Below are 16,501 nucleotides of genomic sequence, written 5' to 3'. Positions count from 1 at the left end.
GTTTTATTATGGCATTCAAGAATGAATATCCACAAATGAACATAGTTCGTGAGATGAATCAAAACATCAGAGAATGAATGGAAAGGACGCCTTATGATGAACTATAAAGAGAAGATTAAGTATGAAGAGGTATCGGCTCCTATAATAGAAAGTGCAACCCAACCAGTTGATCTAACGGATGAAACCATGCAACTTCATAAAGAAAAAGTGTTAGAGCGTATGAAAGAGAAAATGATGGATGTTCTTTTAGTTTATGCAGATCGAGAACATGGTACTAACTTTGGTTATCTCGCAGGATTTGAACCGAGGTTTGAAGAAGCTGTCTTGGTTTTGCATCAAAGCGGAAAGACATATATGTTATTAGGAAATGAATCGCTTCGCATGCAACAATATAGTCGAATTCCTGTAGAGGCAATTGCTATTCCTCATTTCTCTTTACCAAATCAACCTATGGGAAATAGTAAGACATTCTCAGAATTAATTCAATCTGCTGGCATTGAAAAGGGTATGAAAATAGGTATAGCTGGGTGGAAGATGTTTACAAGTGAAATGGATGAAAATGAGCAGCTGTTTGATACACCATATTTTATTGTAGAAGCTGTTAAAAAACTTGTTGGGGAAGCAGGACATGTGTACAACGCAACCTCACTTTTTATTCATCCCGGTACAGGAGCTCGAGTCAATATGAATGCTAATGAAATCGCACATTATGAATTTGGAGCATCCTTAGCCTCTTCACGTATGATGAAAATGCTGGACAAGCTAGAACCGGGTATGACTGAAATGGAGCTAGCTGATGAATTGGCAGCTTACGGACAACCAAATAATGTCCAGACAATCTGTGCAACAGGTGATCGTTTTACTAATGCTGTTGTAGCACCAAGAGCTAAAAAGGTTAGTATTGGTGATAAATTTTCATCAACACTTGGTTTCAAAGGTGGGCTTACTAATCGTTCTGGCTACGTGGTTACATCTGCAGAAGAATTACCAGAAGATGTCTCAGATTATCTGGAAGCAGTAGCTCGACCATACTTTGCAGCTAATGTTGCCTGGTATGAAAATATTGAAATTGGTATGACTGGTTCAGATATGTATGAGGTAATTGAATCTGTTCTTCCTAAATCGGTTTATGGTTGGAAATTAAATCCCGGTCACTTAACGGCTGGAGAAGAGTGGATGTCATCACCAATGTACCCTGGGTCAGATATTGCTGTTTCGAGTGGCATGCTGTTCCAGGTTGATATCATCCCGAGTGTTCCTGGATATGGTGGAGCAAATGCAGAAGATGGTATAGCTATAGCTAATGAAGGATTAAGAAAGCAAATTGCAGAAAATTATCCAGATGTATGGCGAAGAATACAAGCACGTCGAGATTATATGATTAAGACGCTAGGTATTCGTCTTAAGCCAGAAGTTCTTCCATTGTCTACTATAAATGGTTATTACCGACCGTTTTTATTGAATAAAAAATATGCATTCAAAGTTAATTAAGTTGGAGGCAGGGGACGGTTCGGGACCGATGATAAAGTCCAACTTTCTCAAAGTAAAAAATATAATTAAAAAACGTGGCCATAGAATCGCTTCTAAGCCACGTTTGTCGTGTGATGAGACATTTATATACACCAAAAATAGACCGTTTTTAAAAATAACTACTTTTTCACTGGTTCCGAACAGTCTCCTGCTTCATCAGTATTTTCCTAAGCCCATATGTTGATATCTACCCCTCGCAATTTGGTAAACACCATATAAGAATAGCCCCATTGCAGTTATTGCAAGCATTAACTGTCCGTAAGGCTCTTGAGATAATTCTGATAGGACACCATCTAGTCCTTTTACTTGATCGGAATTAGAAGTCCACGCTGTTTTAATAAATAAAAAACCAATCATAAAGAACACAATTCCTCGTGAAGCTAGACCTAATCTCCCGGCATTCTTAGCAATTTTATATTCATGCGAGCTCATATCCTCTGTGTGAAATCTTTTGATGAACTTTGTAGTAACTCCCTTGTAAAGCTCTAATAGTCCATAACCAATGATAATTACTCCAATTGCTACTATGATCCATTGTCCCAAAGGTTGTGATAATAACTTAGCGGTTATTGTTTTCTCGGTATTACCACCACTACTTCCTGCATTTATAGCTATTTTAAAAGCACTATAAATAAGTCCGCCATATATAATGGCAATTACCAAACTTGCTCCTCGTGAAAAAAGTCCTTTCAATCCCTTTCCTTTATTTTGTGGATCTTCAATAACTTTAATGAGTAACCACATTTCATATAATAATAACCCAATAACAATTAGCCAGAGTAATATTTCACCAAAAGGCATTCCAGCTAAAGATCTAAACATTCCTTGTGTACCTGATGTGTTGCCACCAACTCCAATCGCTGCCATAAACGTTAATATACCAACCATCACAAACACCAAACCTTTTGCCATATATCCGATTCTTGCAAGGCGTCTAATCCAGGGCTTCAATTCTTCTTTAGCTTGTTCTGTTGATGTCTTGCTAGAGTTTGTTATTTCCATAAGTCACCTTCTTCCTATAATAGTGTTTCATATTAACATTCCCTTTCTTATTAAAAAAGAAACCAATGAAGCAGGGGACGGTTCGGGACCAGTGAAAAACTAGCGTTTTTTTCTATGTTTCTTAATAAATCTTTATCTGAATGACCATGAAACTCTAAAAATGTACTTTTTTATTAAAACAGATGAATATGAAGAGGACACTATTGCTGATATCCTCATCATATTAACTGCGATTGCAGCTAATTTTGATTGTATGGACACACTTAATAGACCATACCCCCTGGCTCTGGATAGGCCGTGAAATCTTTTAAGCTCCGCATTTTTACCTTCAATTGAAGCCCTTTTTTTATATTTTTCCTTGAACTCTTCTGTCTTCTGATATTGAGACATCTCATAGTAATCTGTTGTGTTCAACCCAATAGTTAGAATTCTTCTTGCACGCTTTTGTGTACACAGGTCATGAAACGGACAAGTTTTACATTGATTGAGCTCAAAATAATATTTATAGCCTTCTCTTTTTCCATCCTTTCTGTTTGAAATGTAACGTTTTTTGTCTACAGTCGTATTGCCTTGACTACAATACCATTCATCCGAATCTTTATTATAGGTATATTCGCTTTCGTCTATTCTGTAAACGGAGTGACTTACTGGTATATATGCCTTCGCCATTGTTTCTTCTATAACATTCAGAATTGCCTTTCTGAAATAGGCTTTGTCACCGTAGACTTCTTCCACCTTCACACCAGATCGCTTTGTTTCTTCCAACATTTCTTTGGCATAACTTCCATCCATATAAGCACCATTCGCGGTTCGAACAGATGTAATAATTCGTTCATCTGTTGTCATGACAAACTCCGTTTTATAACCATAAAAACCTTGGGTTTTACTTTTACGACCAACTCGTGCATCTTCATCAATGAGAGAACGGACCCCTTTTTGATGCATAAATTTAGGATCAGTAAGAATATCTTTTGTTTTTTGAATAATTTCTGACGTTTTTGATTCTTTCTCAGAAGTCTTTTCTTCTGCTTGATCAATCACTGTTTCCAAATAAGTCTTCATCACAGTTTTTGCTTCGTTGTGGTCCTCAATTTCTTTATAGTTAGGTGCCGATGGCACATTTTCTAATGGTTTTTCTGTTTCTTCTTCGTAGGTCTGAATAATTTTTTTACCTAAATGTTTCATTAGACGCTCTGGTGTTTTCTTTATTGTGTTGGCTTCCATGTGTGTGGCATCTATACTTACACTTTTCCCCTCAATGATGCCTTTATCTACACATTGCCTAACAATTTCCGTAATCATCTCGTCAAGCGAGCCTTCTACTAAACGCTGTGTTCTAAACTTCGAAAGCAGACTTTTATCTGGAAGATCGTCCTCAGGATTAATACCGATAAAGTACATGTAAGCTAAATTCAAACCGGCTTCTTCGATAACTTTCTCGTCAGATAAATTATAGAGATGTTGCAGAAAAAGGAGTTTGCACATCAATTCCGGCTCTTTCGCCGGTCGTCCAAATTGCTTACAATAACTGTTCTCTAGTAATTTATTGATAAAGCTAAAATCTACTACAGTTGAAATGATCTTAAGTATATGATTTTCTGGTATTTTACTATATAATATAGAGTGAAGACTTAATTGTTTTGGCTCTAGTCGAAGCATAGAAAAAAACCCCTAATGGTTTGGTATTTGGTCATACTAATTATACCATTCAGGGGATTTTTTCTCGTTGAAATATCGCAAAAATTTGGTAGATTTTATTAAATTTTAGTGAATTTGAATAATTGAGTTAAAGTCGTAGACTTTTTCACTGGTCCCGAACCGTCCCCTGCTTCCCTTTAAATAAATTTATCAACAACTTTTGCTACTCCATCGTTCATATTTGTGTCTGTTACGTAATCAGCTATTGCTTTGATGTCATCTGGGGAATTTCCCATTGCGACACCGAGACCGGCAAATTCAATCATTGCTTGATCATTGTAACTGTCACCGATAGCTATGACTTCCTCACGTTTAATGCCACAAGCTTTGATTAAGTGGTCAAGGCTTGTCCCTTTTGTTACACCTTTTTCCGTGAATTCTAGAAAGTATGGCTTCGAACGCATCACACTAAATTCTTCTGCTAATTCAGCTTGAAGTTTTTTTTCAACATTCTTTAATTTATCAGGAGCGTCCACCATTAAGATCTTAACAACGGGTTCAGAAACAAAGTCTACAAAATTAGGTACTAATTTTATTGGTAGTCCAGTAAGTTCAGCTTCTATCGTTGTATAGGGATTCTCGGCTTCTGTAATAAGTTCATCACCTACATAAGTATGGACAAAAACATCTTCACGACGGCTTAGGTCATAAATTCTTTTTATATTTTCTACAGATAAGGTACTGCTCAACAACTCTTCATTAGAATGACAATTTATTATCTTACCCCCATTAAACGAAAGAATATAACTCCCATATTTCGCTAAAGAAAGTTCTTCGGCAATTTTTTTCATGCCAAACGTTGGTCGACCAGAGGCAAGGACTACTTTTATCCCTTTTTCTTGTGCATTCATCAAAGCTAATTTTGTGCGCTTAGAAATTGTCTGATCATTGCGCAATAACGTGTCATCTAAATCTAGTACTATCATTTTATAGGCCATTTAGTTTAATCCTTTCTATTTGCAACATTTCTTTTAATTCTACTAGATTTTATAAGAAAAAGGGTTGAAATGATAAAAATTCAAGATTATTTTTTCTGATTAATACGTGTTATATTAGAAAGAAGTTGAGGAGGCTATTCTAATGGACACAATAATTTTTGATGTGGATGACACATTATATGATCAAGCGCTATCCTTTCATCATACGTTCAGAAAGATGTTTGAAGGATCATTTACATATGAAGAGATTGATCAGATATACAAAGTTAGTCGTAAATATAGTGAGATCTTATTTGATCAAAGTGAAGCAGGCGAAATATCAGAATTCGATTGGCAAACGGGTCGTATTATAGCTGCCTGTAAGAATTTTGATATACCTATAGATACAAAAAAAGCAGCAGCTTTTCATGAAGCGTATGTTGATGAACAACAAAACATCGCAATGTTTGAGGAAATAGAAGAGCTGTTGGATTTGCTTTATAAGCAGGGTAAACAGCTTGCGATCCTAACAAATGGAGAAGAGCAACATCAGAAGCGGAAAATTGAGCAGTTAAAACTTAATAAATGGATTCCGGTCGAGAATATCTTTATTTCTGGAACCCTTGGTCATGCAAAACCGAAAAAAGAAGTCTTTCAGATTATCGAAGAAAAGCTCCAGCTTGATAGAACAAAAACTGTATATATCGGGGACTCTTTTGAAAAAGATGTTTTAGGAGCAAAACAAGTTGGATGGCATGCAATCTGGATGAATCATCGCAAAAGAGAATTGCCAGTTGATGCTCCGTTTAAACCAGATCAAGAAGTGTTTAGTGCAAAAGAGCTGTTAGGATTATTTGTGTAAAATCGAAAAAGCCACATTTAAATGTTCACTTTAGGGATCGGTCCAAAACTGATTCCTATTTTTTATTGTATCAATCTGTAGTTTAATTTAATGTATACAGACAATAGTTCTTTTCCGATACTAATATAATATCCTCAATCAAAACAAGGAGTCATCATTATGAGAAAAAGAAGAATGTTTATTTTGGCTGGAAATGGTTTATCTGTTGATTTGATACACTACTTACAGTTGAAGCTTGATACCTCCTCACCATTAAAATCTTTTCATAATCCAAACATAAAATTTGATCCGTTTATTAATAAGCTGGATACAATCAAGAATAAGTTAATGCCTCTCTCTCATAATCAATCTGATTTTGATGCGATGAATGAATTTTTAGATTTTGGCCATTGGAAAAAGTATGACCAGCAGAATGAATCCGAATTAAGGAAATTCCTAGCTCTATCTTATTCGACTTTTCAATTAGAAATGGATAAATATAATTTAGTGCAGTGGCCATGGACAATGTGGATGAAGAAATATAGAAAAGATATAATCGGTTTGATATCTTTTAATTATGACTTGATTTTAGAGAATGCTTTTAGGCAAGCACATCCTATCACAGGATATCATCGAGTTGGTACAAATAATGAAAGAGGCGGCATACCATTATTCAAGCCACATGGGTCAATTGATTTTGAAATAGCTCCAGATTTAAGGACGGCTGAAGATAATACTTCTACTTGGAGTGCAAGAATGAATGGGAATCAAATACATAAATCAAATAGAAAAGGTTTTGTGACAACAGTTTCCTATCATGATGTAGATGATTTTAGATTACAACCGGACTTAATACCACCGACGCAGGAAAATTACCATAAAGAAAGAGCATGGATTCAAGATCTATTTAAGAGCTATTCAAACTGTGTGCAACACTTTGATGTGAATACATTTGTAATAGTTGGTCACTCATTTGGAAATCCGGACAGAAAGGAAATAAAATATTTTATTTCTGAACTACCAAAGGGTTGTTCCTTTTATATTGTTAATCCTTCGTATAACTCCGAGGCTATTCAAGAATTGATTGCTTTTATTGAATCGAATCGTCATATAGTGAGAGAAACACGAGAATATGGTCCGCCTCATTTAGTGTAAGTAAGATTCAAAGTAATTGCTATGATCTACTAGATTGAAACACCCCTGTGCTTGTAATGCAATAATGTGATACGATAATTGAAAGAATTAGACGGTATATTATTCCTTTTTATATGTCTGACTGCCAGGAGGTAATGATGAAACGCATATCCTACTTATATATTTTTTTACTAGTATTGTTTATTGTGGGGCTAGCTTTTTCTTTTTCATTTTATAAGAAAGCGGATACTTATGATGAGCGATTGACTAATGCCAGACCATCTTCATCTCTTCCTACCTATCACTTTTCCTTAATCGGTGAGGAAATGGATCATGATTATTGGCGTTTAGTTGGGGATGGAGCAAAAACGACAGAGTCCATATACGATGTGTTTGTTGAATACGATGGACCAAATCGATCAAATCCAGAGGAACAACTGGAACTTCTTGATATGGCGATTAAATCAAAAGTGGACGGGATTATTGTGCAAGCATTGAATGAAGATTTCACCCCAATGATTAATAAAGCCGTGGATGCAGGTATTCCTGTTATAACGATTGATACTGATTCTCCGACAAGCTTACGTTCTGCTTATATTGGTACTGATAACTACGCTGCAGGACAGTTAGCGGGAGAGGCATTAGTCAAAGATACTGATGGAGAAGCAACTGTAGGAATTATTACGGGTAGTTTTGATAATGTACATCACCAACTTCGAATAGAAGGATTTAAAAATATTGTGGATCAAATCGAAGGAATTAGGATTGTTGGGATTGATGAATCAAATATCACAGGCGTGGAAGCTGAGGAAAAAGCGTATACCATGTTAGCGGAGCATAATGAAATCACAGCATTTTACGGTACGAGTTCGTTTGATGCGAGCGGCATTGTTGCAGCAGCAAATTCTTTAAATCTACAAGGTAATTTGTATGTAATTGGTTTTGATACACTGGATGAAAATATAGATTTATTGAAAAACGGTGAAATTGACGTACTTATTGAACAACAACCATATGAAATGGGTTACCGAAGCATTGAAATTATGCTTGATATTATTAAGGATAGATCAATTGAAGAAATCAATCATACCGATGCAACCGCTATCCGCAGAGTGGACTTAGCTGATTGGACAAGACCAAAGGACGATACCCCATGATTAAAATACGGTCGAAGCTATTACTTTATTTTATTGTTCTCTTATTATTCATTTTAGTTCTGTTTTTTGTTCGTGAACAAAACGATCAACAAGTAAAGGAGTTATATGAAGAAAGTTCGAATCATTTATTACTATTAAATGATATCACCAACATAACGGATCAAATGTATCAATCTTTACAACTTTATGTAAAAGAACCGATAACAGATAACCTTGATTCATATAAGCAAGATAAAGAAGAGTTACGCGACTTACAACAGACTTTTACGAATAGAGAAATGTTAGGTATAACAAAGAAAAACTATCTGAATATAATCACAAGTTTTATTGAACACACGGATCAGACAGTTCAAGGAGTAAACGATCAGGATATTCAAAATTATTCGATTCATTTAAGTGAAGCAGAAAAAACATCAACATACATTCATTCACAAACACTCGATCTTATTAATAATGAACTATCAAACTATCAGGGTATATACAAGCTTGAGGATCAAAAAATTCAGCAAACAAAAAATATGGGCACTGCGATATTCATTTCTTTTATCGTCCTTAGTATTTTATTTGCAATTTGGTTTTCTAATGGTATTACGAGAACGATTGATCGCTTAACAAGGGCGGCACAAGAAATATCTTCTGGATACTTTTCTGGAAAGGATGTTGTCATTTCAAGAAAAGACGAACTATGGTTTTTAACTAAAACATTTAATGAAATGAAAAGAAATATCAGACAATCTGTAGCGGAAATTGAAGAAAAGGCTAGGCTTGCTCAATTATTAAAAGAGATGGAGTTAAAAAGTCTACAAAATCAAATTAATCCACACTTCCTTTTTAACACACTAAATACAATATCTAAAACATCAATTATTGAAGGTGCGGAGCGGACAAATGATTTAATTGCATCCGTCTCAGCGTTACTTCGCTATAATATTGGCAATATCGATCGAGATACATTTCTAAGGGATGAGGTGGAAGTTGTAAAAGAATATTTCTTTATTCAAAAAACGCGTTTTGGAAATCGTGTGGAGTTCACTCAACATATTGATCAAACGTGCTTGTTGACACCTATCCCATGTCTAACCCTCCAGCCAATTGTAGAGAATGCTTTTATGCACGGCATAGAATCGATGGCAGCTGGAGCCAAAATCGAATTGCGTATTTATCAAGATGGAGAAAGAGTCGTAATTAATATTAGCGATAATGGTGTTGGTATGGACCAAGATACAATTGATCACCTATTAGAAGAAAGAGAAGAGCCAGAACTCGTTCTATCCGAAAAAAGATCAGGACACTCAACAGGGATTGGACTAAGGAATGTTATTGATCGACTTAAATTATTTGACAAAGATAGTGAAGTTACCATTTCTTCGAGACTAGGAATTGGTACTACTGTTTCGATTTGGTTAAAGAAACAACAGTAACAGGGGGAAAGTAGCTTGATAAAGATAATGTTGGTGGATGATGAACCATTAGAAAGACAAGGATTAGGACTTATTCTACAAAAGAATCGTTCCAATTTTGAAATTGTAACAGAAGCTGGAAATGGTGAAGAAGCGGTGGAATTAGCTTTAAAACATAAGCCTGACTTGATTTTTATGGATATAAAGATGCCAGTTTTTGATGGTATTATAGCAATTAAGAAGATTCTAGCTGTTATGCCTAAGATAAAGTGTATTATGGTTTCTGCATTCGACACATTTAATTACGCGCAGGAAGCCATGAAGTTAGGTATAAAAGAGTATTTATTGAAGCCAAATAAAGTTTCTAATGTCTTAGAGTCATATGATCGCATGGTAAATGAACTGGAGAGTGAAAAACAGCAAGCAATCAAAAAAGTTGAGATCGATCATCGTCTTGAACGAGCTAATTCCGTGGTGGAAATGGAATTTGTCATTTCATTGATGATGAATCATGTGCATGAATTTAGTGAAAAAGATTGGGATCAATGGTTGCAATTAGAAGAGAGCCAAGGTTTTGTTGCGGTTTTTTCTTTTGATTCTAGTACGTTAAAACCGAGTCGAGATGAAAAGAGTGACTGGTATCGATTACTGAAACAATCACTAGATGAACATGACTATCACTGTCTTGTTGGACCATTAACTGGATTTCAAGTACCTGTCTTTACTTTATTTCATAGCCATCATGATGTAACGTTAGAAATGAGACAAGCATTCGCACGATCAATCATTCATACCGCCCAGAATAAAATTGATCAAATTCGTCTGCTAGCTGGAGTCGGTGCAGTGATAACGAATGTGAATGACTTTTCTCAGTCATATCAGGAAGCAAGTTATGCTTTAGAGTTTGTTCATCACCATCAGAAAGCTTCCTATTTGGTTTATAGTCCTAAATTAAAACAAACACAACAAGCGTTAATTCCATTTAAAGTAGAGAAAGCATTAATTGAATCTATTAAACATGGAGACCTACAAGAAACATTACAAAGGTTTGATTCTTATTACCAATTAATTCAAGATGCATCTAATTATAAAGTGAAAATCATGAAGAAGGCACTAGAAGATTTTATAATTGTATTAACTCGTTCGATGAAAGAGCTTGGGATAATGGAAAATTTCCAGATGAGCTTCACACATTTAGAAACGTCGATGCAAATAAAAGAAGCAACAAAAACCCATCTTTCTTATATCGTTGAGCAAATTTCGAATTGGCGTACAGATGGTGTTCAAGGCTTGCTAATTCAAGCAAAAGACTACATCGATTTTCATTTTCATGAACAAATATCATTAGAGGAAGTGGCCGAAGAGATTGGTCTTAGCTCTTATTACTTAAGTAAATTATTTAAAGAACGTTTTCAAATAACCTTTATAGACTATTTAACAAATACGAGACTTGAAAAAGCGAAAGTTCTGCTGTTAGATAGTGTTATGCCATTAAAAGAAATAGCACTGACTATCGGATACAAAGATCCAAATTATTTTAGCCGTGTTTTCAAGAAAGAAACAGGTTGGAGCCCACGTTATTATCGAGCTAACTATCAACAGTAACAAAAGACGATTAGTTCATATATAAATGCATTGTGATCGACCTGAATGGGACAAGCTTATACTTGTCTCATTTTTTCGTTTCACAAGATAATCTAGGTTTTCACAAGAATGTACAGACGAAAGCGCTAACAAATAAACGAATTCTTGATAAATTAAATATAAGTTAAAACGAAATATTTAAACGGAATCATTTGTAGGGTTTAGCTTAAAAAAATGGAGGGGGATCATCATGGTAAAAAAACATTCTTTTTGGTATGTAATTTTAATCACGGCATCTGCTGGTATGGGTGGTTTATTATACGGTTTTGATACGGCAGTAATTTCAGGAGCAATTGGCTATTTACAAGTTTTATATGATTTGAGTCCAGCGATGGAAGGTTGGGTCATTTCATGTGTAATGATTGGTGGTGTTTTAGGTGTCGCGATGTCAGGCTTTTTAAGTGATAAATATGGAAGAAAAAACATCCTTATCATTTCGGCAGTGTTCTTTATTGTTTCTGCCCTTGGTTCTGCACTTGCTATAAACGTAACAATGCTTGTTTTTGCTAGAATACTAGGTGGATTTGGTATTGGCTTTGCTTCTGCTTTATCTGTTACGTACATTAGTGAATGTGCTCCACCTGCAATTAGAGGACGTTTAGGTTCACTTTATCAATTGTTTACGATCATAGGTATTTCGGTTACTTTTTATATTAATTTTGGTGTAGCAAATAGTGGAACTTATGAATGGGGTCTAGAAACTGGTTGGCGTTGGATGTTGGGATATGGAACTTTCCCAGGAATTATTTTCTTGATTCTATTGTTTTTTATTCCAGAAAGTCCAAGATTCTTAATTAAAAAAGGAAACGAAACAGAAGCATTTCAGATATTAAAGAAAATTAATGGAGAAAAAGTAGCGATAAAGGAAGCTAAAGAAATAAAGCATTCTATTGAAGTGGAAGAGAATACTTCAGTTAAACAGTTATTCAAGCCTGGTCTTCGGGCAGCAATGGGTGTTGGGATATTTCTAGCTTTGTTTAATCAAGTAATTGGAATGAATGCGGTTACGTACTATGGTCCAGATATTTTCCGAAGTGTTGGTTTTGAAAATAACACAGAATTTTTGGCGACAAGTATTATTGGTAGTGTACAACTTGTGTTTACTGTAGTTGCGATTCTATTAATTGATAGATTAGGAAGAAAAAAATTAATGGCTATCGGTTCGAGTTTAATGGCGATCTTTATGGTGCTAATTGGATGCGTGTTCTACTTTACGCCAGAAAACAGTGGTCCTTTACTGATAATTTTCATTGCAGGTTTCACAGCTGCTTTCTGTGTTTCCATGGGACCAATTCCTTGGGTTATGATACCGGAGATTTTTCCAAACCATTTACGTGGAAAAGCTGTTGGAATTGCAACAATGTTTCTTTGGGGAGCGAATTGGTCAATTGGTCAATTTACACCAATGCTAATTAATGGCATGGGTGGTGCATTTACATTTTGGATGTTCGCAGCAATTAACGTTATCTGCTTTACATTTGTAATGACAATTGTTCCAGAAACAAAAAATAAATCCCTAGAAGAAATCGCATTGATTTGGAAGCCAAAGAATAAAAATGGCCAAGATAAAATAGCAAGTGTACGTTAATAGTGAATGAGTAATTTCAATTTCATCTATATGTAGCTTGGTAATAGGATAATAATTCAGGAAAAAAGTAAATAAGGCGATGAAATAACCGATCTCTAGTAGTTGTTAATTCAACAATAGGTCGGTTATTTTATTTGGTGAAAAATTTGAGTTTACTATAATTAATTACCTGCAGAATTATCTATGCCTTCACCAGTAGAACGTGTATTTTTTACTTGTTTTAACGTCGCTACTATTAAAAAGCTGACAATAACAAGCAATAGCCAAGAACTTACTTTTCCTAAGTGAACGAGAGTCCAGGCTTCTGCTTGGTTGGGGTATTCCCAAGCACTGAAAAATGTTGCAATGTTTTCAGCTATCCAAATAAAAAATCCAATCAATACAAAAGATAAGGAAAGTGGCATACGGTAGAACCTGCTTCCTACTTCGAACACTACCCATGTTCTCCAGAAGACAACAATAACTAGTGCGGATATGAACCACCTAGTATCAATCCAAAAATGATGTGTGAAAAAGTTTAAATAAATGGCTGCAGCAAGTGGAACAACAAGTAAAAAAGGAGGCCATTTAATTAAGCGAACATTAAGTCTCCGCCATGCCTGACATAAATAGCTGGCCACACTGGCATACATAAAGCCACTATATAATGGCACACCGAATAATTTAGAGTAACCTTCACCGGGATAGGACCACGAGCCCATATGTACTTTAAATAGTTCAAGAGCAAGTCCGATTAAATGAAAGATAGTAATCACTTTTAATTCATCCCACGTTTCCAGACGTGTATAAACCATCAAGACCTGTGTGACGAGACAAAGCAGCAATAACCAATCATAACGAGAAAGTAGCGGGAGTGAAACTAGCTTGGTAAGTGCAAGTGAAGCAAAAATGACAACTGGAAAGATACAGGACAATGCTTGTTGCCAACCAAATAGGTAAAGTTGTTTAAAGGCTCGCATGAGATTTTACCCTCCATTATTTTCATAATCCATTTTGAAACATTACTTCATAGCATATTTAATTAATAAACTCTTTCTCATTAAAAGCCATTTTCCAGCTGTAGTAGTCATTGTCGAGATTTTTATGATAGCGTAAAAAGGCATTAAATGTGTTGCCCTTTTTACTTGTTAATCCTTTAACGTGGACAACTTCTTTTGTTAACAGCGTCTTTGCCATTGTTTTGGTTACACACTTTTTCATCGTTGCTAGGAATTTATCATTCTTCCATAATACGAAGGTACAACCGTTTTTCCAATTGCTACATCCGAAACCTTTTACGCCTTCGATCACATGACTTCCACATGCAGGGCACTTTCCAAGTGATTCCTTAGAAGTTGCTTCATTATTTTCGCTTCCAGGGATATTTCGAATTGTTATCGCTTCTGTTCCCTTTATAGTAGAAACAGCGTTAGTGGTGAATGCATATACTTCATTAAGAAATTCATTTTTGCTGATTTTGCTTTTTTCCATATCGAATAAGGATTTCTCTAACCGACCTGTAAATTCCAGATCAAATAATTGTTTGATAGGAAAGGATTCTACCAATCTTTTTCCTAATGCAGTACAGGTTAAGTTCTTTTGTTCTGTTGTAATATAACCGACATCTTTAAGTTTTTTAATTGTGTCAGCACGGGTTGCCGCGGTACCAATACTAAATCCTTGTAAAATTGTTCCCATTATTGCTTCACTTGTTTCACTATCGTCATCTTTATAAGACTTCCCACACGTTTCCATAACACGGAGAAGCGTTCTCTCGGTATGCTTTTTGGGAGGTTTTGTCGCATGGGTAGATAGTTCTGTATCTAATAGTTGAACTTTCATATTTACTTCTACGGCAGGTAAAAGTACGTCCTTTGTTTGAATCCGCTCTACCTTTTTCCAACCTTCTGTAATTTGTACTTTTCCCTTTGTTTGAAAGAACCCTGCTAAGTTGACGTTATCTACTTCTGTTTTAATTGTTGTTTCCTCATATTTTGCAATTGGCATAAATTGCATGATGAAACGATTTTTAATTACGGTGTAGACAATCTGTTCATCGCTTGTCAGGCGTTTTGGAATCAGATAGGTTGGTATAATCGCACTATGACTCTCTACTTTTGCATTATTAAATATACGTTTATTCTTTTGAAATTTAATTTCATTTCTATAAGGTAAATCGGTCGAAACAGCTTCAAGGACTTTTGCTGTCTTATCAACTAAGCTCTCTTCTAAAGCAGTACTGGATGTTCTTGGATATGTAATGAATTTCTTTTCATAGATTGACTGGGCCACTTTTAAGACTTTATCTGACGTCCAACCTTTATATTTGTTTGTAATATAACCTTGTAAGTTAGATAGATTAAATAAAAATGGTGGATATTCTGTTTTTTGTTCAACCTGTTTATCTGTTATCGTTGCAGGTTGATTTTCTATCTGCTTTTGTACCGCTACTAACTGTGTTTTATCCTTGAATTTAGCATTTTTTTCAATATATGTACCTTGATATACTTGGGTTTCAACTGTCTGAAAATTTGCATTTAACTTGTAATAATCTTCGGGTTTAAATTGTTCAATCTCACTATCTCGATCATAGATTACTTTTAAAGTAGGTAGCAGTACACGGCCGATATTAAGTACCTTCCCTCTACCTTTTTGGAACTTCAAGGTTGCGACAGAAGTCAGATTAATACCAATCACCCAATCTGTCCATTGCCGGCTTAAACCTGCATGAAGTAATGGCCTCATTTCTTCGTTAGGCTTTAGATTCTCCATTCCACGTAGTATTTCTTTTGGTGTCCATTCATTTAAAAGTAAACGGTAAACCTGCTTCTTTGTTTTGCTATTGTAAATGATACTATCTCCAATCAGTTGGCCTTCTCGATCGAAGTCACAAGCAGAAACAATTGCAACAACATCTTGTCGCTTAATAAGGGAATGAATGATTTGCAATTGTTTTGCTGCCCCTGCATCACGTTGTTTCCGATTTCGTGGATTACTTTTCACTTTATATTGAAATGCAGGAGGAATAAATGGGAAGTTATCCAATTTCCATCGTGCCATTTTTTCATCATAATCTTTCGAATCATATAACTCTAGTAAATGACCGAAAGCCCAAGTGATTATATATCCATTGCCATCAAAATAACCATCTTTTTTCTCTTTTACTTTTAATGCATCCGCAATATTTTTTGCTACCGAGGGCTTTTCAGCTATAAATAATTTCATTGTTGTACTCCAATCATTAAGGGATTTATTTATGTTTGAGGGTATGGAAATGTGGTGAAGCGATTAATATATGTTTGTTTATTATAACACGATATTTTCTTTGATTGAGAGAAAATCTTGTCGGGATGGAAATGGAGGCATCAAACAGCTTTGAAGTTGGAGGTGGGATCACAATAGCTCTATCATAGATTTATTTTTGTACTATTCACCGACATGCCAAATCTCATGGTATTATAAGGGGGACTATTTTTCTTTTTTGAAACCTTTTGACCAATTAGACGTATTCATATGTAGAACGAAGGGAGTTTTTAATATGTTTGATAAATTCTTTAAAAAATTAAAACAATACACTGGTAGCAGTAGTAAGAGAAAGCATAGAAGCTATA

The 16,501-nt window shown here is 35.2% G+C and carries 12 protein-coding genes; 7 read left to right on the top strand and 5 right to left on the bottom strand.

Features of this window, described 5'->3' with window-relative positions; genetic code table 11:
- Positions 1–96 precede the first annotated feature (96 nt).
- The gene (locus tag DM447_RS15295; RefSeq protein ID WP_198663192.1) at positions 97–1,491 is read left to right on the top strand and encodes a M24 family metallopeptidase; all 1,395 of its coding nucleotides are present in this window, start codon (positions 97–99) and stop codon (positions 1,489–1,491) included.
- A gap of 195 nt (positions 1,492–1,686) precedes the next feature.
- Here DM447_RS15295 and DM447_RS15290 read toward each other — a convergent pair whose 3' ends face one another.
- The 3 genes from DM447_RS15290 to DM447_RS15280 all read right to left on the bottom strand — a co-directional run bounded on the left by DM447_RS15290 (position 1,687) and on the right by DM447_RS15280 (position 5,168).
- Positions 1,687–2,532, bottom strand: coding sequence for a DUF1206 domain-containing protein (locus DM447_RS15290; protein ID WP_112182054.1), 846 nt, complete (start codon positions 2,530–2,532; stop codon positions 1,687–1,689).
- A 132-nt stretch (positions 2,533–2,664) separates the two neighbouring features.
- Entirely contained in the window at positions 2,665–4,191 is a 1,527-nt protein-coding gene (locus DM447_RS15285) for an IS1182 family transposase (protein ID WP_112182053.1), read from the bottom strand.
- Between the two features lie 176 nt (positions 4,192–4,367).
- A complete protein-coding gene (locus tag DM447_RS15280) occupies positions 4,368–5,168 on the bottom strand; it encodes a Cof-type HAD-IIB family hydrolase (RefSeq protein ID WP_112182052.1) in 801 nt (266 codons plus the stop codon).
- 142 nt (positions 5,169–5,310) lie between these two features.
- Here DM447_RS15280 and DM447_RS15275 point away from each other — a divergent pair, with 142 nt between their 5' ends.
- From DM447_RS15275 to DM447_RS15250, 6 genes are all read left to right on the top strand, one after another.
- The gene (locus DM447_RS15275) at positions 5,311–6,009 is read left to right on the top strand and encodes an HAD family hydrolase (RefSeq protein WP_112182051.1); all 699 of its coding nucleotides are present in this window, start codon (positions 5,311–5,313) and stop codon (positions 6,007–6,009) included.
- A gap of 159 nt (positions 6,010–6,168) precedes the next feature.
- Complete coding sequence (locus DM447_RS15270; RefSeq protein WP_112182050.1) at positions 6,169–7,143, top strand: SIR2 family protein; 975 nt, start codon at positions 6,169–6,171, stop codon at positions 7,141–7,143.
- 134 nt (positions 7,144–7,277) lie between these two features.
- Complete coding sequence (locus DM447_RS15265; RefSeq protein WP_232824137.1) at positions 7,278–8,279, top strand: sugar-binding protein; 1,002 nt, start codon at positions 7,278–7,280, stop codon at positions 8,277–8,279.
- A complete protein-coding gene (locus tag DM447_RS15260; protein ID WP_112182048.1) occupies positions 8,276–9,700 on the top strand; it encodes a sensor histidine kinase in 1,425 nt (474 codons plus the stop codon). Before DM447_RS15265 ends, DM447_RS15260 begins: the two co-directional genes overlap by 4 nt.
- Positions 9,701–9,715: 15 nt before the next feature.
- Positions 9,716–11,284, top strand: coding sequence for a response regulator transcription factor (locus tag DM447_RS15255; protein WP_112182047.1), 1,569 nt, complete (start codon positions 9,716–9,718; stop codon positions 11,282–11,284).
- 229 nt (positions 11,285–11,513) lie between these two features.
- Entirely contained in the window at positions 11,514–12,911 is a 1,398-nt protein-coding gene (locus tag DM447_RS15250) for a sugar porter family MFS transporter (protein WP_112182046.1), read from the top strand.
- A gap of 161 nt (positions 12,912–13,072) precedes the next feature.
- On the opposite strand, the gene DM447_RS15245 is transcribed toward DM447_RS15250, so the two are convergent.
- A complete protein-coding gene (locus DM447_RS15245) occupies positions 13,073–13,870 on the bottom strand; it encodes a DUF817 domain-containing protein (protein ID WP_112182045.1) in 798 nt (265 codons plus the stop codon).
- A gap of 58 nt (positions 13,871–13,928) precedes the next feature.
- Positions 13,929–16,115, bottom strand: a complete 2,187-nt coding sequence (locus tag DM447_RS15240; protein ID WP_112182044.1) for a type IA DNA topoisomerase — start codon at positions 16,113–16,115, stop codon at positions 13,929–13,931.
- Positions 16,116–16,501 lie beyond the last annotated feature (386 nt).

Origin of the sequence: Paraliobacillus zengyii (genome assembly GCF_003268595.1) — a bacterium.
GTDB classification, from domain to species: Bacteria; Bacillota; Bacilli; order Bacillales; family Amphibacillaceae; genus Paraliobacillus_A; species Paraliobacillus_A zengyii.
Note: the sequence above shows the minus strand (reverse complement) of the source record. Positions and strands in the feature narration are given on the sequence as shown.